The organism is Bradyrhizobium vignae, assembly GCF_004114425.1.
Taxonomy (GTDB): Bacteria; Pseudomonadota; Alphaproteobacteria; order Rhizobiales; family Xanthobacteraceae; genus Bradyrhizobium; species Bradyrhizobium vignae.
The window spans coordinates 59895-81307 of the sequence record NZ_RDQF01000018.1; the positions used below are offsets into that span (position 1 = coordinate 59895).

Annotated in this window: 18 protein-coding genes and 3 pseudogenes; 10 read left to right on the forward strand and 11 right to left on the reverse strand. The window is 64.5% G+C overall.

Annotated features, from left to right (window positions below):
* The first annotated feature begins 62 nt into the window (after positions 1-62).
* The 4 genes from EAV90_RS17500 to EAV90_RS17515 are packed head-to-tail and all read left to right on the forward strand — an operon-like array spanning position 63 to position 4342.
* Positions 63-1037, forward strand: coding sequence for a tripartite tricarboxylate transporter substrate binding protein (locus tag EAV90_RS17500; protein WP_164936985.1), 975 nt, complete (start codon positions 63-65; stop codon positions 1035-1037).
* 13 nt (positions 1038-1050) lie between these two features.
* Positions 1051-1521 carry a (2Fe-2S)-binding protein gene (locus EAV90_RS17505; protein WP_129144156.1) on the forward strand — a complete coding sequence of 157 codons (471 nt, stop codon included), beginning with the start codon at positions 1051-1053 and terminating at the stop codon, positions 1519-1521.
* On the forward strand, positions 1518-3647 hold the full coding sequence (locus tag EAV90_RS17510; RefSeq protein ID WP_129144157.1) for a xanthine dehydrogenase family protein molybdopterin-binding subunit: 2130 nt from the start codon (positions 1518-1520) through the stop codon (positions 3645-3647). The genes EAV90_RS17505 and EAV90_RS17510 overlap by 4 nt, the downstream gene beginning before the upstream one ends.
* A complete protein-coding gene (locus tag EAV90_RS17515) occupies positions 3644-4342 on the forward strand; it encodes a molybdate ABC transporter substrate-binding protein (protein WP_129144158.1) in 699 nt (232 codons plus the stop codon). The genes EAV90_RS17510 and EAV90_RS17515 overlap by 4 nt, the downstream gene beginning before the upstream one ends.
* 9 nt (positions 4343-4351) lie before the next feature.
* Here the strand turns inward: EAV90_RS17515 and EAV90_RS17520 are convergent, their stop codons facing one another.
* From EAV90_RS17520 to EAV90_RS17535, 4 genes are all read right to left on the reverse strand, one after another.
* Positions 4352-5158: an SDR family NAD(P)-dependent oxidoreductase gene (locus tag EAV90_RS17520; RefSeq protein WP_129144159.1), complete on the reverse strand. Its 807-nt coding sequence runs from the start codon at positions 5156-5158 to the stop codon at positions 4352-4354.
* Between the two features lie 22 nt (positions 5159-5180).
* On the reverse strand, positions 5181-6473 hold the full coding sequence (locus EAV90_RS17525) for a TRAP transporter large permease (RefSeq protein WP_129144160.1): 1293 nt from the start codon (positions 6471-6473) through the stop codon (positions 5181-5183).
* Positions 6464-7015: a TRAP transporter small permease gene (locus tag EAV90_RS17530; protein ID WP_122402269.1), complete on the reverse strand. Its 552-nt coding sequence runs from the start codon at positions 7013-7015 to the stop codon at positions 6464-6466. The genes EAV90_RS17525 and EAV90_RS17530 overlap by 10 nt, the downstream gene beginning before the upstream one ends.
* Before the next feature lie 66 nt (positions 7016-7081).
* Positions 7082-8053, reverse strand: a complete 972-nt coding sequence (locus tag EAV90_RS17535) for a TRAP transporter substrate-binding protein (RefSeq protein ID WP_129144161.1) — start codon at positions 8051-8053, stop codon at positions 7082-7084.
* Positions 8054-8314: 261 nt separating this feature from the next.
* Here EAV90_RS17535 and EAV90_RS17540 point away from each other — a divergent pair, with 261 nt between their 5' ends.
* Entirely contained in the window at positions 8315-9091 is a 777-nt protein-coding gene (locus tag EAV90_RS17540; RefSeq protein ID WP_129144162.1) for a cyclase family protein, read from the forward strand.
* A 10-nt stretch (positions 9092-9101) separates the two neighbouring features.
* Here the strand turns inward: EAV90_RS17540 and EAV90_RS17545 are convergent, their stop codons facing one another.
* Positions 9102-9830, reverse strand: coding sequence for a Crp/Fnr family transcriptional regulator (locus EAV90_RS17545; RefSeq protein WP_129144163.1), 729 nt, complete (start codon positions 9828-9830; stop codon positions 9102-9104).
* A gap of 154 nt (positions 9831-9984) precedes the next feature.
* A complete protein-coding gene (locus EAV90_RS17550) occupies positions 9985-10227 on the reverse strand; it encodes a hypothetical protein (RefSeq protein WP_129144164.1) in 243 nt (80 codons plus the stop codon).
* A 131-nt stretch (positions 10228-10358) separates the two neighbouring features.
* Here EAV90_RS17550 and EAV90_RS17560 point away from each other — a divergent pair.
* A pseudogene (locus EAV90_RS17560) lies at positions 10359-10583 on the forward strand (phage holin family protein); the annotation flags it as partial.
* On the opposite strand, the gene EAV90_RS17565 reads toward EAV90_RS17560, so the two are convergent.
* Both EAV90_RS17565 and EAV90_RS17570 read right to left on the reverse strand, forming a co-directional pair.
* Complete coding sequence (locus EAV90_RS17565; protein ID WP_129144165.1) at positions 10572-13265, reverse strand: bifunctional acetate--CoA ligase family protein/GNAT family N-acetyltransferase; 2694 nt, start codon at positions 13263-13265, stop codon at positions 10572-10574. The pseudogene EAV90_RS17560 and the gene EAV90_RS17565 sit on opposite strands and share 12 nt — an antisense overlap.
* Positions 13266-13283: 18 nt before the next feature.
* Positions 13284-14155 (reverse strand): annotated as a pseudogene (locus tag EAV90_RS17570) (universal stress protein).
* Between the two features lie 165 nt (positions 14156-14320).
* On the opposite strand from EAV90_RS17570, the gene EAV90_RS17575 reads away from it, so the two are divergent.
* The 4 genes and pseudogenes from EAV90_RS17575 to EAV90_RS40640 form a co-directional block, all read left to right on the forward strand.
* Entirely contained in the window at positions 14321-15304 is a 984-nt protein-coding gene (locus tag EAV90_RS17575) for a zinc-dependent alcohol dehydrogenase family protein (RefSeq protein ID WP_129144166.1), read from the forward strand.
* A gap of 35 nt (positions 15305-15339) precedes the next feature.
* A complete protein-coding gene (locus EAV90_RS17580; protein ID WP_164936986.1) occupies positions 15340-16866 on the forward strand; it encodes a bifunctional aminoglycoside phosphotransferase/ATP-binding protein in 1527 nt (508 codons plus the stop codon).
* A gap of 11 nt (positions 16867-16877) precedes the next feature.
* Positions 16878-17855: a CHAD domain-containing protein gene (locus tag EAV90_RS17585; protein ID WP_129144167.1), complete on the forward strand. Its 978-nt coding sequence runs from the start codon at positions 16878-16880 to the stop codon at positions 17853-17855.
* Between the two features lie 88 nt (positions 17856-17943).
* A pseudogene (locus tag EAV90_RS40640) lies at positions 17944-18096 on the forward strand (BON domain-containing protein); the annotation flags it as partial.
* A gap of 287 nt (positions 18097-18383) precedes the next feature.
* Here the strand turns inward: EAV90_RS40640 and EAV90_RS17600 are convergent.
* The 3 genes from EAV90_RS17600 to EAV90_RS17610 form a co-directional block, all read right to left on the reverse strand.
* On the reverse strand, positions 18384-18848 hold the full coding sequence (locus EAV90_RS17600) for a RidA family protein (protein ID WP_208738511.1): 465 nt from the start codon (positions 18846-18848) through the stop codon (positions 18384-18386).
* Positions 18849-18863: 15 nt separating this feature from the next.
* Positions 18864-20555, reverse strand: a complete 1692-nt coding sequence (locus EAV90_RS17605; protein ID WP_129144169.1) for a benzoate-CoA ligase family protein — start codon at positions 20553-20555, stop codon at positions 18864-18866.
* A gap of 148 nt (positions 20556-20703) precedes the next feature.
* A complete protein-coding gene (locus EAV90_RS17610) occupies positions 20704-21222 on the reverse strand; it encodes a MarR family winged helix-turn-helix transcriptional regulator (protein WP_162500193.1) in 519 nt (172 codons plus the stop codon).
* Positions 21223-21413 lie beyond the last annotated feature (191 nt).

Below are 21413 nucleotides of genomic sequence, written 5' to 3' on the forward strand. Positions count from 1 at the left end.
GACAGTCCGCATTCCCTGCCGCTACAGTACCGGCCAACAAGAACGATATCAGGGAGGTGGGCATGACAGCCCGAAGCTTCATGCTGGCGCTGGCCGCCGGCCTGCTCGCAGCATTCTCCGCATCCCCCTCCTCCGGGCAGGATTATCCCAACCGCGCAGTCCGGATCGTGGTGCCCTTTGGCGCCGGCGGGCCGGCGGACGTCGCGGCCCGGCTGATCGGCAACGTGCTCCAGGAGAGCTTTGGCCAGCCCTTCGTGATCGAGAACCGCACCGGGGCAGGTGGCGTCATCGGCACGGTGGAAGCTGCGAAATCGCCGGCCGACGGCTACACGTTGCTGATGATGTCCAATACGCAGACCGCGAATGAATCGCTGCTGACGCCGGACAAGCGCAAATACGAGCTGATGCGCGACCTCGCGCCGATCGCGCCGGTGAACTATTCCGATCTCGTCATCGTGGTGAACCCGCAGGTCCCGGCGAAGACGTTGCCAGAGTTCATCGCGCTCGCCAAGGCGCAGCCGGGCAAGCTGAACTACGCCTCTTCCGGCCAGGGCACGCCCTATCACATGGCCGGCGAGCTGTTCAAAGCGATGGCGGGCATCCATATCGTCCACGTGCCCTATCGCAACAGCGGCGAGGCGCGCAGCGGCGTGATCGGCGGACAGGTGCAGATGATGATCGACGCGGTGCCGGCAATGGCCCCGAATGTCGCCGAAAACCAGGTCCGCGCGCTCGCCACCACGGGCAAGCAGCGTTCCGCGGTGCTGCCGAACGTGCCGACCGCGATCGAAGCCGGGGTGCCTGGTTACGAGGCCACGATCTGGCTCGGCCTGATGGCGCCCGCGGGCACACCCAAGGCCGTCATCGACAAGCTCAATGCGGCGGTGAACGCAATGGTGAAGCGGCCCGACATCGTCAAGCTCTGGACCGAACAGGGCGCCATGCCCATGTCGATGACGCCGCAGGAATTCGACAAATTCCTGCGCGGCGACATTGAAAAATGGGCCGATGTCGTCAAGAAGTTCGACAGGTCCTGAGGCCGCACTGCTCATGCCCTCTCTTCAATTCCGCCTCAATGGCGCAGCGATCGCCGTGGACGTCGATCCGGACCAGACGCTGCTCGACGTGCTGCGCAGCCGGCTCGGCGTCACCGGTCCGCATTTCGGCTGCGGAGCCGGTGAGTGCGGCGCTTGTCATGTTATGGTCGACGACCGCGCGATGACCTCCTGCGACATGCCGATGTGGTCGGTCGAGAACAAGGACGTCGTCACGGTGGAAGGCCTCGGCACAATGCAGCAGCCGCATCCGCTGCAACGCGCCTTCATCGCCGAGCAGGCGATGCAATGCGGCTATTGCGTCTCAGGAATCCTGATCAGCGCAGCCGCGCTGCTGAAACGGAATCCGTCGCCGACGGAGGCCGAGGTGAGAGAGGCGCTCGACCGCAATCTGTGCCGCTGCGGATCGCATAATCGCATGGTCCGTGCCGTGCTGCGCGCAGCCTCTGAGATGGCCGAGCCATGATCTCGCCTGCCCCGAAACTGCCGGTCAGTCTCGTGGCCAATCCCAGGCTGTCATCTTGGGTGCAGTTCACCGATGGCGGCCGCGTGGCGATCTCGCCCGGCAAGGTCGAGATCGGCCAGGGCATTGTCACGGCGCTGGCCCAGATCGCGGCGGACGAGCTCGACGTCGATCTCGGCCGCATTGACATGATCCGCGCCTCGACGGCGATGAGCCCGAACGAAGGTGTCACCTCGGGCAGCCTGTCAATCCAGCAATCCGGCCGTGCGCTGCGCCATGCCTGCGCCGAGGTGCGGGAACGTTTCCTCGCGGCTGCATCGGAACGTCTCGGTGTCGATGCAGCGTTGCTCGATATCGATGACGGCACGATCTCGGGTCCCGGCAATGTCAGGACCAGCTATTGGGAGCTCGCTGGCGAGGTCTCGCTCGACCGCGACGCCACCGCGGGCGCACCAGCGAAGAGCCCTGCGGGGCGCGCCCTCGCCGGACATTCGGTCCCGCGGGTCGACATTCCCGACAAGGTGTTCGCACGACCACGATTCATCCACGATTGCGCGCTGCCTGGCCTGCTCCACGGGCGCGTGCTGCGGCCGGATGTCTCGCGCGCCAAATTGATTGCTCTCGACGAAGTCGCGACGGGTGCGGTCCCCGGCCTCGTCGCGGTCGTCCGCGACGGCAGCTTTGCAGGCGTGGTTGCCGACAGCGAGGCCGCGGCGGAAGCCGCTCTGAAGATCTTGCGCAAGGGCGCGACATGGTCGACCGGCGAACCGCTGCCCGATGAATACGATCTCGCGGGCTTCCTGAAAAGCCAGCCGGTCCAGACCACCGTCATCGACGCCAGGACGGCGACCTCTCCGAAGCAAGCCATGCGGACCTTGCGCCGGCAATACACCCGCCCCTACATCGCGCATGCCTCGATCGCGCCCTCCTGCGCCATGGCGCGATGGGAGGGTGATCGGGTCCACGTCTGGACGCACAGCCAGGGCATCTATCTGCTGCGCGCTGATCTCGCGATCGTGCTCAAGCTGCCCGCAGAAAGCATCATCGTCGAGCACATGGAGGGCGCCGGCTGCTACGGTCACAACGCGGCCGACGACGTCGCGCTCGATGCCGTGCTGCTGGCGAAAGCGGCCAGCGGCCGTCCGGTGCGGGTACAGTGGTCGCGCCATGACGAGATGAGCCATGCGCCGTTTGGTGCGGCGATGGCCATCGAGATCGAGGCTGACCTCGATGCGGACAATGAGATCGTCGGCTGGCGCCATGCGATCTGGAGCAACGGCCATGCGGCGCGGCCCGGACGCGCGGCGCAACCGGCGTTGCTCGCGGCTAGCGAGATCGAGAACCCTTATCCGCGCATGATCTCTTCCAATCCACCGGCTGCGAATGGCGGCGGCGGTGATCGCAACTCCGTACCTCTCTATGATGATTTTCCAGCCTGGACGATCACGAGCCACCGGCTGCTGACGATGCCCGTGCGCACCTCCGCGCTGCGGACCCTCGGCGCGCAAGGCAACCTATTCGCCATCGAGTCCTTGATCGACGAGATCGCGGCCCTGCGGGGCGAGGACCCGATCGCATTCCGCTTGCGCCACCTGCGCGACGAACGGGCGAAGGACGTGATCCGCGTCGCAGCGGGACGCGCGCAGTGGAAGCCGCAGAAGCGATCCGGCATCGGCTACGGCGCCGGCTTTGCCCGCTACAAGAACACGGGGGCCTATTGCGCCGCGATTGCGGAGATTGAAGGCGCGGAGGACATCCGCGTGAAGCGGCTGACGCTTGCGGTCGATGTCGGCGAGGCCATCAATCCCGATGGCGTCGTCAATCAGATCGAGGGCGGCGCCATCCAGGCCACGAGCTGGGTGCTGAAGGAGCGCGTCCGCTTCGACCGGACGCGCATCACCTCGGTCTCCTGGACCGACTATCCGATCCTGAGGTTCAGCGAGGTGCCGGCGGTGGATGTCGAGATCATCCAACGGCCCGAGATCGAGCCGGTCGGCGCCGGTGAAGCCGCGCACGGCCCGGTGACGGCAGCGATCGCCAATGCGGTCTACGATTGCCTCGGCGTACGCGTGCGCGACCTGCCGATTACGCGCGACCGGATCATTGCAGCTGCGGAGCTTGCATCGTGACCACCGTGAACATTTTGAGCGGGGGTGCCGCGCAAGGCCTGGTGCGCGGCCTCACTGAGACCTTCAAGGCGCAGACCGGCCTCAGTATCGACGGCGAGTTCGGCGCAGTCGGCATCATGGCCGACAAGCTGCGCGCCGGTACGGCGGCCGATCTCGTGATCCTGACGCAGGCGCTCCTCGCAAAACTGGCCGAGGAGACGCTCGTCATTCCCTCCTCGATCGCGAATGTCGGCCGGGTCGAGACCGCACTCGCGGTCCGCAGCCGCGATCCCCGGGTGGAGGTGAAGACCGAAGCCGATTTGCGCGAGATGCTGCGTTCCGCCGACGCCATCTACGTCCCGGACACGAAGGCGTCCACGGCGGGACAGCACATCGCAAAGCTGCTGGATCAGCTCGGCATCGCCTATGAGGTTGCTTCGCGCCTAAAGATATTTCCGAACGGCGCGACGGCGATGCGCGAGCTTGCGGCCTCCACTGCGCAAAGGCCGATCGGCTGTACTCAGGCCACCGAGATTATTGCCACCGACGGCATCGCATTGTCGGGATCACTGCCGCCGGGCTGCGAACTCGTGACGATGTACACGGCCGGCGTCACCGCGCGGGCCGCACATCCAAAGGAGGCCGCTGCGCTGGTGGCACTATTGACCGGCGCAGACCGGAGGGAACTGCGCCGGCGCGTGGGCTTTGCCGACTAAACGGCCGGCCTATTTGTGCAGCTGGGTGAGCCCGGTCGGCGGACCGTCGACCGCGGTCCAGCCGCCGTCAACGAACAGCGTGCTGCCGCTGACATAGCTCGCGGCGTCCGAGGCCAGATAGGCCACGGCAGTCGCGACTTCGTCGGCGCTGCTCCAGCGATTGAACACGGTGTGGCCGGCGTAGAGATTGTAAATGTCGGGCCGCTGCTTGAATGGGCCGGTCAGCGCTGTCTCGGCGATGCTGGGCGCGATCGCGTTGACGCGCACGCCGGCATGGCCGACCTCGGAGGCAAAGCCCTTCACCAAGAGGCCTATCGCTGCCTTGGTCGAGCCGTAGACGCCGAGGCCGGGCTCGATGGTGACCGCGCGCACCGAGGAGCAGGCGATGATGCTGCCGCCGTTCTGCTCCACCATGATGCGGCCGAAAGCCTGGAAGAACCACACCGTGCCCTTGACGTTGAGATTGAGGACGCGATCGAGATCCTCCTCGGTGTAGTCGAGGATGGTCTTGCGGATGTTGAGCCCCGGCGTCGTCACGGCAATGTCGAGCCGCGGAAACTTCTGCATGACGGTTTTGGCTAGCGCATTGACATCAGCAGCGCTTGCGGCGTCGCAACTAGCTGCCTCCGCCCAGCCGCCCTTGTCGCGAATGCCGGCGGCAGTTGCCTCCGCCGCATCAAACGCGCGATCGGCGCAGACGACGCGGGCGCCGAGATCCGCAAGCGCCTCGGCCGATGACTTGCCGATGCCGGAAGCGGCGCCAAGCACGACCGCGGTCTTGCCGGTGAGATCGAAGAGCTTGCGATAGTCCGTCACTGATAGCTTCTCCCTGGTGCTGCTAACCCTTGTAGCCCATCAAAAGACGCGGCAGCCACAGCGAGAATGCAGGAACGTAGGTCACGAACATCAGCGCTGCGATCAGCGCTGCATAGAACGGCAGGATGGTCCGCATCACCGCCCCCACCGAGATGCCGCCAATGGCGCAGCCCACGAATTGCGTCGTTCCGACCGGCGGAGTGTTGAGCCCGAGGGCGCAGTTGATCAGCATCAGCATGCCGAACTGCACCGGATCCATGCCCGCCTTCATCGCGATCGGCAGGAAGATCGGGGTGCAGATCAGGATGGTCGCCGCCATGTCCATGAACGTGCCGAGCACGAACAGGATGATGTTGATGAGCAGGAAGATCATCCAGGGTTGCGTCGACACCTTGCTCATCAAATCGCCGGCGAAGTCGGCCACCTCGTAGAGCCCCATCAGGTACTGGAACATGGTGGAGACGCCGATCAGGAGCAGCACCACACCCGTCGTCTTCACCGCCTTGGCCGCGGCCCGCAGGAAGTTCTGCAAAGTCATGGTGCGGTAGATCAAGAAGGTCAGCAGGATCGTGTAGGTGACCGCAACGGCGGCGGATTCGGTGGCCGTGAAGACGCCGGACAGGATGCCGGCGAGGATGATGCCGACGATCAGCAGGCCCGGCAGCGCGGCCGCGAACGAGCGGAAAACCTCGGCCCAGCCCGGGAACTTGCCGGCGGGATAGCCGCGCTTCACCGCGACCGCATAGGCGGCGACCAGCATGCACACCATCAGCACCAGCGCCGGCAAAAGGCCCGCGGCGATCAGCGCGCCGATCGAGACCTTGCCGCCGGCGGCCAGCGCATAGATGATCATGTTGTGGCTGGTCGGCATCAAGGCTCCGACCAGCGAGGCGTGGGTGGTGACGTTGACGGCGTAGTCGGTGTCGAACCCTTCCTTCTTCATCATCGGGATCATCACCGCGCCCATCGCCGACACGTCGGCTACGGGCGAGCCCGAGACCCCGCCGAACAGCGTGCAGGCAACCACGTTCGACATGCCGAGGCCACCGCTGATGTGCCCGACGAGGTTCTTGGCGAGCTTCACGATCTTGTCGGCGACGCCGCCATGCAGCATCAGCTCGCCGCTGAAGACGAAGAACGGAATGGCGAGGAACGAGAAGATGTTCATCCCCGACATCATCTGCTGGAAGATGACGGCGACCGGCAGGCCTTCGTAGAGGATGGTGCAGATCGCCGACAGGCCGAGCGCGAAGGCGACGGGTACGCCGAGGACGAGAAAGCCGAAGAAGGTGGCGCCGAGGATGATCAGTTCCATGAGGGGACGACCTCTTCGCCGCGCAGGAGCGCAATGATGTGCTCAATTGAAAACGAAACGATCAGGATGCCGGAGGCGATCAGCGGCACGTATCGGATCACCTCGGGCAGGCCGAGATTGGGGATCTTCACGGTGCCGACCGATGCCCCGAGGATCCAGCCGTTATAGGCCATCGCAATCCCGAACACGGCCACCAGGACGTGGATCACGATCTCGATCTTCTCGCGCACATGATGCGGAAGCATGACCAGCAGACTGTCCATGCCGATGTGTCCGGCATCGCGCACGCCGACGGCGGCGCCGATCAGCGTGACATACAGAATGAGGACCAGGGCAAGATTCTCGGTCCAGGTCGGGCTGGAATTGAGCACGTAGCGTCCGAACACCTGGTAGAAGACGATGGTGACGATGACGACCAGTCCGGCCACCGACAGATACATGCCCACGCGCGCGATGGGTGCATTGATCCGCGAGAGCAGGCCGGTGGACGGCCGTCCCGTGACCGCCTCCTGCTCGTGATCTGCGACGTGTGGGTCTGTCATCCCGCGCCTCTCTCGCGAGGGTCCGGTGTCACCTTGCAGCGACGCCGGACCCGATCCGCCGTGCTTCTACTTCGTGTCCTGGATGCGCTTGACGAGGCTCTGCAGCTTCTCGTCGCCGGCGAACTTCTGGTACACAGGCTTCATCGCATCGACGAACTCCTGCTTGTTGGCGATGGTGACGACCTGAACGCCGGCTGCCTCGACGGTCTTGCGGGAGGCCTGCTCACGCTCGTCCCAGAGCTTGCGCATGACGGGGACCGATTCCTTGGCTGCCTTGCGGATCATGGCCTGATCGTCCTTGCTTAGTGTGTCCCAGACCTTCTTCGACATGACCAGGACTTCGGGCGCGAGCGAGTGCTCGGTGACGTTGTAGAACTTAGCGGCCTCGAAGTGACGCGAGGATTCGTAGGACGGCCAGTTGTTCTCGGCAGCGTCCACGAGGCCGGTCTTGAGCGCGGTATAGACCTCGCCATACGGCATCGGAGTCGGATTGGCCCCGAGGCTCTGGATCATGCCGACCCACAGGTCGGACTGCTGCACGCGGATCTTCAGGCCTTTGAGGTCGGCGAGCGACTTGACCGGTGCCTTGACGGTGTAGACCGAGCGCGCGCCGCTGTCGTAGTAGGCAAGGCCGACCAGGCCCGCAGGCTCCATCGCGGCCAGGATCTCATCGCCGATCGGCCCGTCGAGGACGGTGCGCATGTGCTGCGTATCCCGGAAGACGAAAGGCAGGCAGAGGGCGATGGTTTCGGGCACGAAGTTGTTGAGCGGCGATGAGTTGATGCGCATCATGTCGAGCGCGCCGATCTTGAGCTGCTCGATCGTGTCCTTCTCTGAGCCCAAGGCCCCATTGGGAAACACCTTCACGCCGAGCTTGCCGCCGCTCGCGGCTGCGAGCTGCTTGCCCATGAACTTGACGGCCTCGACGGTCGGATAGTCGGCAGGGTGCACGTCGGCGGAGCGGAAATCGCGTGCGGTCGCCAGGGACGCTGAAACCGCCAGTGCAACGGCTGTGATGATACCGGTTAGCGTCTTCATCTGGGCTTTCCTCCTGGTTGATTGGATTGATTATATCGTTGTCGGGGCGGCTGCTGGCCGCCTTGGGTCGCTCCACTTCAGGTGTGAAGTCAAGCACCAAGTCGTCCCTAGGGCGGCCGGCATTCTCTGTCCAAGCCAAATCCGGCATCGATCAATGCAAGAGTTGCATCGATCGGTCTGGGGCAAGTCATGGTGAATTGACGCTACCAAGATGGCCCCTCAAGATGTCGGAAACTTCCGGATCTACTTGAGGGAATGCCCATGCCGCGGAAGCTGATCGATATCTCGGTGCCGCTCACAAACGACGTGACCGCCGATCCGCCCGGCAATCACCCGACGATCCAGTATATCGATCACCAGCAGGGCCTGCCGCGCATGCTGCAGTTCTTCGACGGCCTCAAGGCGGACGACCTTCCGGACGGCCAGGGCTGGGCGGTCGAGCAGGTCTCGCTCTCCACCCACAACGGCACTCATCTCGATGCGCCCTGGCACTTCCATCCGACCATGAACCGCGGCGAGCGGTCGTGGACCATCGACGAGGTGCCGCTGGAATGGTGCTTTCAGCCCGGCGTGAAGCTCGACTTTCGGCATCTGCCCGACGGCTACGTGGCGAGTGCCGAGGATGTCGAGAAGGAGCTGAAGCGCATCGGACACCGGCTGTCGCCGCTGGAGATCGTCGTCGTCAACACCAGCGCCGGCGCAAAATTCGGCAAGGCCGACTACGTCAATTCCGGCTGCGGCATGGGCTATGAAGCCACCATGTACCTGCTCGAACGCGGCGTGCGGCTGACCGGTACCGACGGCTGGAGCTGGGATGCGCCGTTCGTCTACACCGCCAAGAAATATGCCGAAACAAAAGATGCCGGCCTGATCTGGGAGGGCCATAAGGCGGGACGGCATATCGGCTATTGCCATCTCGAGAAGCTGCACAATCTCGACCTGCTGCCTTCGACCGGATTCACGATCTCGTGCTTCCCGGTGAAGATCGAGCGCGCCTCCGCAGGCTGGACCCGCGCGGTCGCCATCATCGACAACTAGGCCAGAAGCGTCACTCGCCGTCGAGGCCGCTCTCGGCGAGCTCGCGCAGTGCGTCGGTATCCAATACGACGATGGCGCCGTGCTCGAGGCGGACCCAGTGACGGCCGGCCCAGGCGCGCAATTGCTTGTTGATGCTCTCGCGCGTCATCCCGACCATCTCGCTGATCTCCTGCTGCGTGATGGCGAGCGTGCCGCTGCCGGAATCGAGCTTGCGCTCTTCGGTGAGGCCCAGCAACGCACTCGCGAGCCGGCCCGGCAGATTTTGGAGGATCACCTGCTCGACCTGCTGACTGGTCCAGCGCAGACGCGCACACAGCAGCTCGATGAATTTCATCGCCAGCGCCGGCTGGCTCTTCACGAAGGGCAGGAAGTCCCGACGATCGATGACGTAGAGCTCGCAATTGGTGTTGGCGGTCGCATCCGCCGACCTGGGAGCGCCGTCGAGCACTGCGATCTCGCCGAAAATTTCGCCCGGGCCGATCAGATTGAGGATAGCATTCCGTCCATCGGGCGACGAAGAGGAAATCTTGACTGTGCCGGCGATCACCGCGAACAGACTGTTGCCGGGATCGCCCTTGGCGGCGATCGTTGCGCCGCGCTTGACCGTGGTGTGCTTGGCGTAGCGGCAGAGCTGATCGAGCGCGTCCGGCTCCAGATCCGCGAAGATCGGGTGCTTGCGCAGGACCGATAGTTTGTTGCCCGCCGACTGTCGCGGTTCGCCGGTCTTGTCCTGAGGCACGCCGCGTTGCTCCTAAGACTACGAGGCACTGGGTTCCTGCGTAGTCAACGTTATCAGGCTTTTCAACCGGAAAGCACGCGCGCGATTTGAGGCAAATGCCACGAAATGGCCGTGGTAAAGTCGCAAGGATGCATCCGAAGGATGTGTCGATACATCACGGTCGATGCAGGGTTGCAAGCAGCGCAAGCCGATATTGCGTTGAGGCGCTGCCGAACGCCCGCGCCCGCTTGCGCATCGGTCGTCGGCGCGCCGGACGCGGACGATGAGCTTCAGCGCTTGGACTCGAGATGAGCCGGCCGGTGCTGGTTTGCCGGTCTGCCCAAGCCAGAACTGCGGCAAATGCGACGAAGATCGCGACGACGACAATGGTCACCAGCAACGCATCAGCGGGCATCATGCTCCTCCCGGATTCGGCTCGCGTCGAGGCCATGGCCGCGGCCTGACCTTGAGCGCGACCTGCCGCTCACGCCAGCCGAGTAGAAAGGTCGCAACCTTCTCGTCGGCCGCGCCTCGGCCGAGCAGGACCCCGGCCGCGCACCGTCAGGGCGTGATATCGAGCTCGCCAACGAAATTCACGGCGCCTCCATCGAAGCCCTCCAGCTCGAGGCCCGTGCGCTGCTGGCCCGGGTGTCCGGCGCAGTGCATCATCCGCTCAGCACGATCGTGCCGGCGCTGGTGCCGCTGATCGCGCTCATGCTCAAGAATTTGCGGACGACGGCCAAGACGCCCGCCGATGCGAGTTCAGAGCTTTAGCCTGACGTCGCAAATATCAGGCTCGGCCGGATCCGGCTTGACCTCGAAGCCGAGCTGCCGGCACATGTCGAGCATCACGGTGTTCTCCTGGAGCACGTCGCCCGATATGAACTTCAACCCTTCCGCCCGCGCGTAGTCGATGATCAGCTGCATGAGGGTCCAGCCGAGCCCCCTGCCTTTGAGATCGGACCGCAGCAGAATCGCGTATTCGCCGCTCTCGTAGATCGAGTCCGAATGGAGCCGGACGACGCCGACCATTTCGCCGGTGGCCTCGTCGAATGCGATGAAGGCCATCGCACGTGCATAGTCGAGCTGGGTCAGGCGCGCGATGAACTCGTGGGTGAACTCCTTCATCGGTGCGAAGAAGCGCAGGCGAAGGTCGTGCGGCGTGACGTGACGCAGGAATTCGTGGATGGTCGGCTCGTCCTCAGGGCGCATCGGCCGCACGAAGATGCGCCAGTCGTCCTTGAGCTTGAGGCGCCGCTCCCATTGCGACGGATAGGCGCGAACGGCGAAATTGGCCGGGCCGGAGCCGGCGAACTTCCGCTGCGGCGGCCCGACCGCGACGCGGGCATCCACCGCGGTCACGCCGGTTTCGTCCGCCAGCAGCGGATTGATGTCGAATTCGCGGATCTCGGGAATGTCGGCGGCCATCTGCGCCAGCTTGACCAGCACCATGGCCACGGCATCCTGCTTGACCGCCGGCACATCGCGGTAGGCCTTCAGCAACCGCGACACGCGCGTGCGGTCGATCAAATCGCGAGCCAGTTGCAGATCGAGCGGCGGCAGCGCAAGCGCCTTGTCGTTGATGATCTCCACCGCCGTCCCGCCGCGGCCGAAGACGACCACCGTACCGAAGGTCGGATCGTCGGCGAGACCCAGGATCAGCTCGCGGGCCTTTGCCTTGACGACCATCGCCTGGACGATGACGCCGCCGAGGCGGGCTTCCGGACGCAGCTTCTTCGCCCGCGCGAGAATGCCGGTGGCAGCGCCTCGCACGGCTTCGGGAGTGGTCAGGTTGAGCACGACGCCGCCGACATCGGATTTGTGGATGATGTCGCGCGACATGATCTTCAGCACGACGGTGCCGCCCTGTGCGAAGATATGCTTCGCATAGGCCACCGCCTGCTCGACATCGGTTGCCGCATAGGTCGGCACCATCGCGATGTCGTAAGCTTCGAGCAGGTGCTTGATCTCGACAGGCTCGAGCCATTCACGACCGTCCGCGATCGCGGCGGCGACGATCTCTCTCGCCCCCTTGGTGTTCGGAACGAACGTATCGGGCATCGCGGGAGGCACCTGGCTCAGCTCCTCCACCACTTCGCGGTGCCGGACCAGATGCATGAACCCGCGCACGGCATCGTCCTCGGTGGGATAGTTCGGCACACCGGCGCCGGAGAGTGCCTGAATGATGTGCTGATCGGCCCCAACCCAGGCCGCCAATACGGGCTTCGCCCACCGGCGGTGCTGCTCGCGATACTTGCCGACGAGCTCCGTCACGGTCGTCGCGATCTCGGCGGCCGAGGCGATCGCGGTTTGCACGTTGAGGACGAGGACTGCGTCATTGTCGCGATCGGCCAGCAGTTCCTCCAGCGCCGCCGCGTAGCGCGAGGCATCGGCGTCGCCCACGATGTCGACGGGATTTGCACCGGACCAGGTCGGCGGCAGCGCCGCATCGAGCTTCTTGCGCGCGTCGGCCGAGATGGTTGCCGGAACTCCGCCGAGCTCGACCAATCGATCGACGGCGAGGACGCCGATGCCGCCACCGTTGGTCAGGATGGCGAGACGCTTGCCCGTCGGGGATTCGACACGGCCCAGTGTCTCGGCACAATCGAACAGCTCACGCAGATCAGACACCCGCAGCACGCCCGCGCGGCGGAACGCCGCGTCGTAGACGGCGTCGGCACCGGCAAGCACGCCGGTATGCGTGGCAGCGGCCTTCGCACCCTGCGCCATGCGGCCAGACTTCACCACGACGACAGGCTTCACGCGCGCGGCGGCGCGCGCAGCCGACATGAACTTGCGCGCGTCCTTGATGGCCTCGATGTAGAGCAGGATCGCGCGGGTCTTGTGATCCATCGCGAAATGGTCGAGCAGATCGGCAATGTCGACGTCGATCTGATCGCCGATCGAGACGATACCGGAGAAGCCGACGCCGCGCTGCGCGGCCCAATCCACCATGCCGGCGGCAATCGCGCCCGATTGCGAAATCAGCGCGAGGTTGCCCGTTCCCGGCATGTGCGCGGCGAAACTGGCGTTCAGGCTGACGCCGGGCATCATGATGCCGAGGCAGTTCGGCCCGATCAGCCGCATGCCGTGCTTGCGGGCAGCAGTGCTTGTAGCCTCGTGCAGCGATCCCGGCCCCTGGCCGAGCCCGGCCGAGACGATCAGCGCACCCGCAGACCCGCGACGCCCGGCTTGGTCGATAATGTCTGGAATCTCGCTCGCGGGCGCGGTGATGACCACGAGTTCGGGCACGAAGTTCAACCTGTCCAGGCTCTTCACCGCCGCGACGCCGCCGATCTCGGCATGGCGCAGATTGACGAGGCCAAACTGCCCCTTGAATTCGGCCTTGCGAATGTTCTCCAGGACGGCACGTCCCACCGACGCCGGACGGGCGCTCGCCCCGACCAGCGCAACTGAGCGCGGCGACAGCAGGTTGTTCAGACGATAAATTGACATGGAAGCAAATACGCCGGGTCACCGGCGGTTCCGATGGTTGACGATCAGGCCGGAAGCAGGCGCCTGGTGTGAAATCATAACCCAGCACGGTGGCTGGCCAATGACGGTCTTTGTCACACCGCCCCATACGATCTCGTTCAGGCGAGAATGATGATAGGCGCCCATCACGATCGCATCGATACCATGGGAATTCGCCCAGCTTCCCAACACCTTGCCGATCGAGCTGCCCCCGCCTTTCGTCGTTTCGAACGAAGCATAGACACCGTGTTCCCTCAAATGATCGACGAGAGCCGCTCCGGATTGCATGATCGCGTCAGTCTTGTCCTCCGCCACAGTCAGCACGCGAACCGAGGCGGCAGCCCGAACGACGGGCAACGCGTTGCCGACTGCACGCGCGGAGTGATCCCAGGCAATCATGACGTTTTCGAATTCGGGCCGAAGTTCGTCCGCGAGATGTTCGGGACAGAGCAGAAGAGGTCGACCCGATTCGAACAAGGAGGCCTCGACCATGCCTCCGTTCGGCTGTCGTGCGGTTTTACCGGAACCAGCGTGAGGTCGCTGAAGCGGGCATGCTCGGCCAGGATCGCCCCGATCTGATCCGCAGGCACCTTACCCGATCGGCTTTGGGCGCGCATGTTGGCCCGAGAAGCTGCGTTGCTGAAGGCGTTCAGGAGCTGTTGCATGTCGCCGGCCCCAGGACTGGCCTGCACGAAATCGCGATCGTAAGGCAGCATCACCTTCGGCCGCTCGAAAACATCTTCTTCCTCGAGCACGAGCGCGGTGATCCTGGCGCCGAGATCCGCTGCGACAGCCACGCATTTCTCGATCGCAACCAGGGCTGGCCCGCGCGGCTGGCCGACAAGGGACAGCAAGACGTCCTTGATGGGCACCTCAGCCACCACAATAGGCCGGCTGACGTCGAGACGCTTGATCCTCGTCAAGGTAGGGGAAACTCCGTCCGGTCGCCCGGGAACAGGCGTTGACCGACGTCAAGGACTGGCCGCTGGGTCATTCTATGAATACTTCAATCGGAGCGGTTCGCCCCGGAGAGACTCATGCGTGCGATGGTGTTGTCGACCCCACGAGCACGGCTCCAGATGGAGGAGCGGCCTGACCCGATGCCGGGCAAGGGTCAGATCCGGGTGAAGATCAGCGCCTGCGGCGTATGCCGGACCGATCTTCATCTCGTCGATGCCGAGTTGCCCGATATTCGCTATCCGATCGTGCCTGGCCACGAGATCGTCGGCCGGGTCGATCTCGTAGGCCTAAATGTGACAACACATGCGCCTGGCGACCGGGTCGGCATTCCCTGGCTCGGCTTCACCTGCGGAAAGTGTCGCTTCTGCCGGGAAGGTATGGAAAACCTCTGCGACGCCCCGCTGTTCACCGGCTACACGCGCGACGGTGGTTACGCAACCCACACCATCGCCGACGCACGCTACGCTTTTCCGCTCGGTGAGACCGGGAGCGACGTGGAGATTGCGCCTCTGCTGTGCGCAGGCCTGATCGGCTGGCGCTCGCTGGTCCTCGCCGGCCCCGCCGACAGGCTCGGCCTCTACGGTTTTGGGGCGGCCGGCCACATCATCGCGCAAGTCGCGGTTTGGCAGGGACGATCCGTCCATGCATTCACGCGACGCGGCGACGCGGCTGCGCAAGACCTTGCGCGCCGTCTCGGCGCGGTCTGGGCCGGGTCATCCGACCAAATGCCGGACGAGCCGCTCGATGCCGCGATCATTTACGCACCGGCCGGCGAGCTTGTCCCGGCAGCGTTGCGCGCCGTCCGCAAAGGCGGTCGCGTCGTATGTGCCGGCATCCACATGACCGACATTCCAAGTTTTCCGTATGACCTGCTCTGGCAGGAACGGCAGCTGGTCTCGGTCGCCAATCTGACCCGGCGAGATGGCCTCGATTTTCTAAAGATCGCTCCGCAAGCCGGCGTGCGCACCGAGACGACGGCGTTTCCGCTCGATCAGGCCAACGAGGTTTTGAGCATGCTGCGGAACGGCCAGATTCTCGGCGCGGCCGTGCTGACGCCCTGATGGTGCTTCGGATGTCCGCTTCGCTGAAAGATGAAATGACGGCCCAGGAGCGCGTCTTCCAGATGCTGACCGAACATCCTGGCGTGACGCGGATCGACACGCATGCAGCCTCGGTGTTCCTGGACGCAAGGCGCGCGCTGAAGATCAAGCGCGCCGTCCGGTTTCCGTTCCTCGACTATTCGACACTCGAGAAGCGCAAGGCGGCCTGCGAGGAGGAGATCAGGATCAACCGGCCGCTGGCGCCGCAGATTTACCACCGCGTCGTGGCAATCACAGAAGAGCCGGATGGAACGGTGAAGGTCGACGGCGCTGGCCGGCCGATCGAATATGCGGTCGACATGTCGCGCTTTGACGAAGGCAGGACGCTCGATCATCTAGCCAAGGCCGGCCCGCTGGACACAAAGCTCGCCTCTGCGGCTGCCGACGCAATCGCCGCGTCACACGCGGCGGCGACGCGCGCCAATGGAAATGCATGGGTCTTCTCCATCCCTGCCCTGATCGACGGCAACAGCAACGGTTTGCGGGCCGGAGGACATTTCAGCGCGGAAGACATCGAAAAGCTCGGAAAAGCCTCGCACGCGGCATTTCTACGCATTCGTCCCCTGCTCGCAGAGCGCGGCCGCCGGGGCTTCGTGCGCCGCTGTCATGGCGATCTGCATCTCGCAAACATCGTCCTGATCGATGATCGGCCCGTGCTGTTCGATGCGATCGAGTTCGATGCGCAGATGGCAACGGTCGACGTGCTCTACGATCTCGCATTCACGTTGATGGACCTGTTGCAGCACCATCAGCCAAGCGCGGCGAACATGATCCTGAACCGCTATCTCGCCATCACGCCGGCCGACAATCTCGACGCGCTCTCGGCCCTGCCGCTGTTCATGTCGATCCGGGCGGCGATCCGCGCCCAGGTTGCCCTGGCACGGCAAAAGCGACCGCATTCCGATGCCCCCGGTATTGTTGACCAGGCACGGCGCTATTTTGAACTCGCCGAGATGCTGATCCATCCTCCTGCTCCGCGTCTGATTGCGGTCGGCGGGCTGTCCGGCACCGGAAAGACGGTCCTGGCGCACGCGCTCGCGCCGGTCGTCGCGCCGCAGCCGGGAGCCGTCGTGCTGCGCAGCGATCTCGTCCGCAAGCAAATGTTCGGGGTCGCGGATACGCACCGCCTGCCGCCATCCGCCTATTCGCCGGAGGTTACGGCCCGCGTCTACGACACGCTGGCTCAGCACGCCCGGCGGGTGCTGGCGCAGGGCCATTCGGCGATCATCGACGGCGTATTCGCACGCGAGGACGAACGCGATGCGGTCACCACGCTCGCGCGCGAGCGCAACGTGTCGCTGCACGGTCTGTTCCTGGTCGCAGACCTCGCGACCCGGCAAGCGCGGATCGGAAGCCGCCGGGGAGACGCATCGGATGCCACGCAAGAGGTTGCCGCGCTGCAAGAGCACTATAATATCGGCCATGTCGACTGGGCGACCATCAATGCATCCGGGACACAAGAGCAGACGCTCCAGAACTGCCGCGACGCGATCGCTGCGGGGCAAATAGGGCAATCGGATTGATGCGGGCAAGGATGTCGCGATCCATCACAAGCTCGACGGCAAACGCGCATGCCAAGCCGGCGGCGCGGCGCAACGCCCTGCCCGCCCGCCTCAGCCCCGGCATGGCCTGCGATACGGCGTTCCGGATCATCGCCCGCCGTCACCTCGACGCCGTGCTCGCTCAGCACGACGGCACTTGCCGCGGCGATCCCGACGCGCTGCACCAGATCCGCATCGCACTGACGCATCTGCGAACTGCCATCCGCTTCTTCTCGCCGATGGTCGACGATGCCCGGCGGCCGAATGTCTGGGCCGAACTGAAATGGCTGAACGGCCAGCTCGGCATGGTGCGGGATCTCGACGTGGCCATCGAGCGGGTCGTCGCCGAGAGCGGTGACGAGCTTGCCGTGATCGCCGAGCTTCAGCACTGGGACGAGAAACGGGCCGAGAGCCACCGGCTGCTGGCGCGCGCGCTGCAATCCGCGCGTTACCGCCGCCTGGTCGAGCAGACCTCGATGTGGATCGATAGCGGCCCCTGGTCGACCCGGCGTAGCAAGGAAGCCATTCGATTGCGCCGCCGCACGCTCGCCGACCACGCGAGGGAACGGCTGACGGACTGGGAGACGACGCTGCTCAAGAAGGCCCGGAAACTGAAGAGGCTCGATGTCGCGAGACGTCACCAGTTGCGGCTCCTCAACAAGCGGCTGACCTATTCGGTCGAGTCGCTTGCGGATCTGTTCGCCGATGGAGCGGCGGCGGCGAAGCAGAAGTCCATGCTCAAGCAATTGCGCAAGGCGCAACGGTCGCTCGGACAACTGAACGACGATGTACGGGGACAGGCGCTCGCGTCATCGTTGAACGGCGCCGTCCTTGATGCCGGCCATCGCTTCCTCAATCGCAAGCGGGAAAAGAAGCTGTTGCGAACGGCGTCAGTGGCCTACCGGAAACTGGACAAGACCAAGCGCTTCCGCTCCTCGGACCTCGCGCCGAGCTCCGAGCCGGAGGTCTAAGGCGCGACGAGATTGGGATGATCATCATCGCCCAGCTTATTGTTTGAGCATGATCTTCTCGGAAAACCGCCTCACACTTTTCAGATAGATCACCGAGGAGCGCGCACGGCAGGCCGCGATCGTCGCAGCGGAGAACGTCGAGGGCGTCACGAAGGTGCACGACCATCTGTGTTGGATCGACACCATGTCGGGCGTCTATCTGAACTCGCCCGAGGACGACGAGCTCGCCAAGGCGAGCTAATGCGAAATGGCCTTAGGATGAATCGATTGTGGCGGCTCGTTCACCTCTCCCGCTTGCGGGAGAGGCGTGGGCCGCCTCTGGCGGCCGTCATCTCAAACACGCCGAGGCAAAGCCTCGGCTATGGCGAAGCACCGGGTGAGGGCTTTCTCCTCTTGGGGATTGTCCCATTGCGGAAGCGCCCTCTCCCCAATCCTCTCCCGCAAGCTGGAGGGATCGCACCTCCGTCGTTGCGCAATCATACCTCATTTCATCGCGGCTTAACCAAGGCGAGCCGATCGCGGCCAAGCTCAGCGCGGAATGACGGCGGTGGCTTCGATCTCGACGCGCGCCGCCTTCTCCACGAGGCGAACGACCTGAACCAGCGCCATCGCAGGATAGTGCGCTCCGAAGACGTCGCGGTAGACCCTGCCCAGCTCCTTCAGATTGGCCAGGTACTCGTCCATGTCGACGACGTACCAGGTCAAACGCACGAGGTGCTCGGGGCGGGCACCGGCCTCGGCCAGGATCGCGGCGATGTTGCCTAGGGTATGACGCACCTGCGCGACGAAGCCGTCGGCGAGACGCTCTTCGGCGTCCCAGCCGATCACCCCGCCGGTCACGACGATGCGCCCCTCGGCAGCCATGCCGTTGGCATACCCCTTCGGCACCGGCCAGCCTGATGGCTGGAGGATCTGCGCCTTGATGCGCGTCCCGTCCTCGGCTGCTGTCGGCAGCTCCGCGAGTTGCGAGCCCTTCGGCGTCGTCACAGACAATTCTCTATCCTTCTCTCATTCCGCAGCGACGCCTGAGGACGTCACTGCGGCCTGCGCCAGCTGCCGTAGCGCAAAACGTTTCAACTTTCCGGTCTCGGTCTTCGGCAATTGCGTCACAAATTCGATGGCGCGCGGATATTTATACGGCGCGATCTCGCGTTTGACATGCTCCTGCAACTCGGCCACGAGCTGAGGGTCAGGCATCACGCCCGGTGCGGCAACGACATAGGCCTTCACGATCATGCCGCGCGCCTCGTCGGGGGCGCCGACCACACCGCACTCGGCGACCGCCGGATGCGTGAGCAGCGCCGCTTCGACATCGGTCCCTGCGATGTTGTAGCCGGCCGACACGATCATGTCGTCGGAGCGCGACTGGTACCAGAAATAACCATCGCCATCCATCAGATAGGTGTCGCCGGTGATGTTCCAACCGTTCTGGACGTATTTCCGCTGCCGCTCGTCGGCGAGATACCGGCAGCCGGTCGGCCCGCGCACGGCGAGGCGGCCCATCGTCCCGGGCGGCACGTCGCGGCCCTCGTCATCGACGATCTTGGCCTCATAGCCCGGCACGGGCTTTCCGGTGGCGCCGGGGCGGATCTCGTCCTCAGTCGCACTGATGAAGATGTGCAGCAGTTCGGTCGAACCGATGCCGTCCATCAGCTTGATGCCGGTGGCCTTCAGCCACGCTTCGAATGTCGGCTTGGGCAGCGTTTCGCCGGCAGAGACGCATTTGCGAAGCGAGGAGATGTCGCGGCCTGCGAGCTTGCCGAGCATGGCCCGGTATGCGGTCGGCGCCGTGAAGCAGACCGTGGTCTTGTACTGCTCGATCGCATTCAGAATGTCGTCCGGCGTGGTCTTCTCCAGCACCACGAAGGAGGCGCCGATATGCATCGGGAACAGCACGCCGCCGAAACCGAAGGTGAACGCGAGCGGCGCCGAGCCGATGAAGCGATCCTTCTGCTCGGCCCGCAAGATGTTGCGCGCATAGCCATCGCAGACCGCGAGCATGTCGCGGTGGAAATGCATGGTGCCCTTGGGATCGCCTGTGGTGCCCGAGGTGAAGGCGATCAGGCAGGTGTCATCGGCTGCGGTATCGAGAGCCCTGAACGCGGGGCTCGCATCCGCAATCAGCGCCTCGAGCGAATCGGAGGCGTCATTGCCCCAATAGACGACGCGCTCGAGACCGGGCGCTGCGGCCTTCGCCTTCTCCATCTCCTCGGAGAGTTTTCCGTCGCACAGCGCCAGCGTGATCGCCGCTTTCTGAATCGGATAGGACAGCTCCTTGGCGCGGAGCAGCGGCATCGTCGCTACGACGATGCCGCCGGCCTTGATCACCGCGAGATAGGTCGCGACCATCATGGGGTTATTGGCAGAGCGCAACAGCACACGGCCGCCGGCGACGAGACCAAGCTTGCCGACCAGCACGTTCGCGATGCGGTTCACCAGCGCCTGCAGCTCGCGATAGGTGTAGCTGACGCCAGGGCTGATGACGCAAGGTGCATCGCCCTGGCCCTGCTCGACCCAGCGATCGAGGAAATAGCTGACGCAGTTCAGTCGCGGGGGATAGCGCAGCTCCGGCCGCGAGAAAATGAATTCGGGCCAGAGCTCGCGCGGCGGCAGATGCTGCTGCGCGAACGTATCGACATGGGCCGTCGCGGCATTGCCGTCACACGGACCCGACACTTGAATCTTGGCGGCGTTGGCCATCGCACGCTCCTTTCAGCATGGATTGCACCCGGCAGCACGATCTGGAAAACATTTTAGGCTTAAAACAATTTCGCGCAATAGCGGATTTTGGGCATGCCGTGCTTTTTCCTGCGGCAAAGGGGATCGGCGGTCTGCTCGGCCGGCCGGTTTATGGCCGGCGCCGGGCGGCGGATTTCTGCGCCGAAGCCTTGGTCTTGGCCAAGAGGCGCATCAATTCGCGCACATCCTTCGGGGAGAGGTCAGCGAAGAGATCGGCGATCCAGGTCTCGTGTTCCGCAGCCATCCTGCGAAACTCGGCACGCCCGAGCTTTGTGAGACGGATCACCTGGACGCGGCGGTCCGTCTCCGAGGTGCGCCGGTCGAGATGGCCTGATTCCACCAGACGCTCGACGAGACCGGTGACGTTCCCGTTGGAGACCATCATGCGCTTGGAGACGTCGGACAGCGTCATGCCGTCAGGCGCCTTGTCGAGCTGTGCCATCAGGTCGAAACGCGGCAGCGTGACGTCGAACCGCTGCCGCAGCCGGCCGCGCACCTCGCCCTCGATCAGCGTCGTGCAGGTCAAGAGCCGCAGCCACAGCCGAAGCTCTTCGGCGTGGTCCTCCGGTGTTTCGACGGCCTTGGTCTCGGAATCGAGCATGTTGCTGCAGTCACTCACGGCCGGCATTTGGCGCCGGCACGGATTCCCCAACGTTTTGAGCTTCAAATAAATCGGCGCCGGCTGCAAGTCCAAAGCTGCAATAATCGACCGCACGTCAATTTCTTTAGGCTTCAAATAATTGGCGCGCCGCTTGCATGCGCAGCTGCCCGCGGGATAGCCGCCTCGAGCTCGGCTTGCCGCGGCGGCCGTCATCGGCA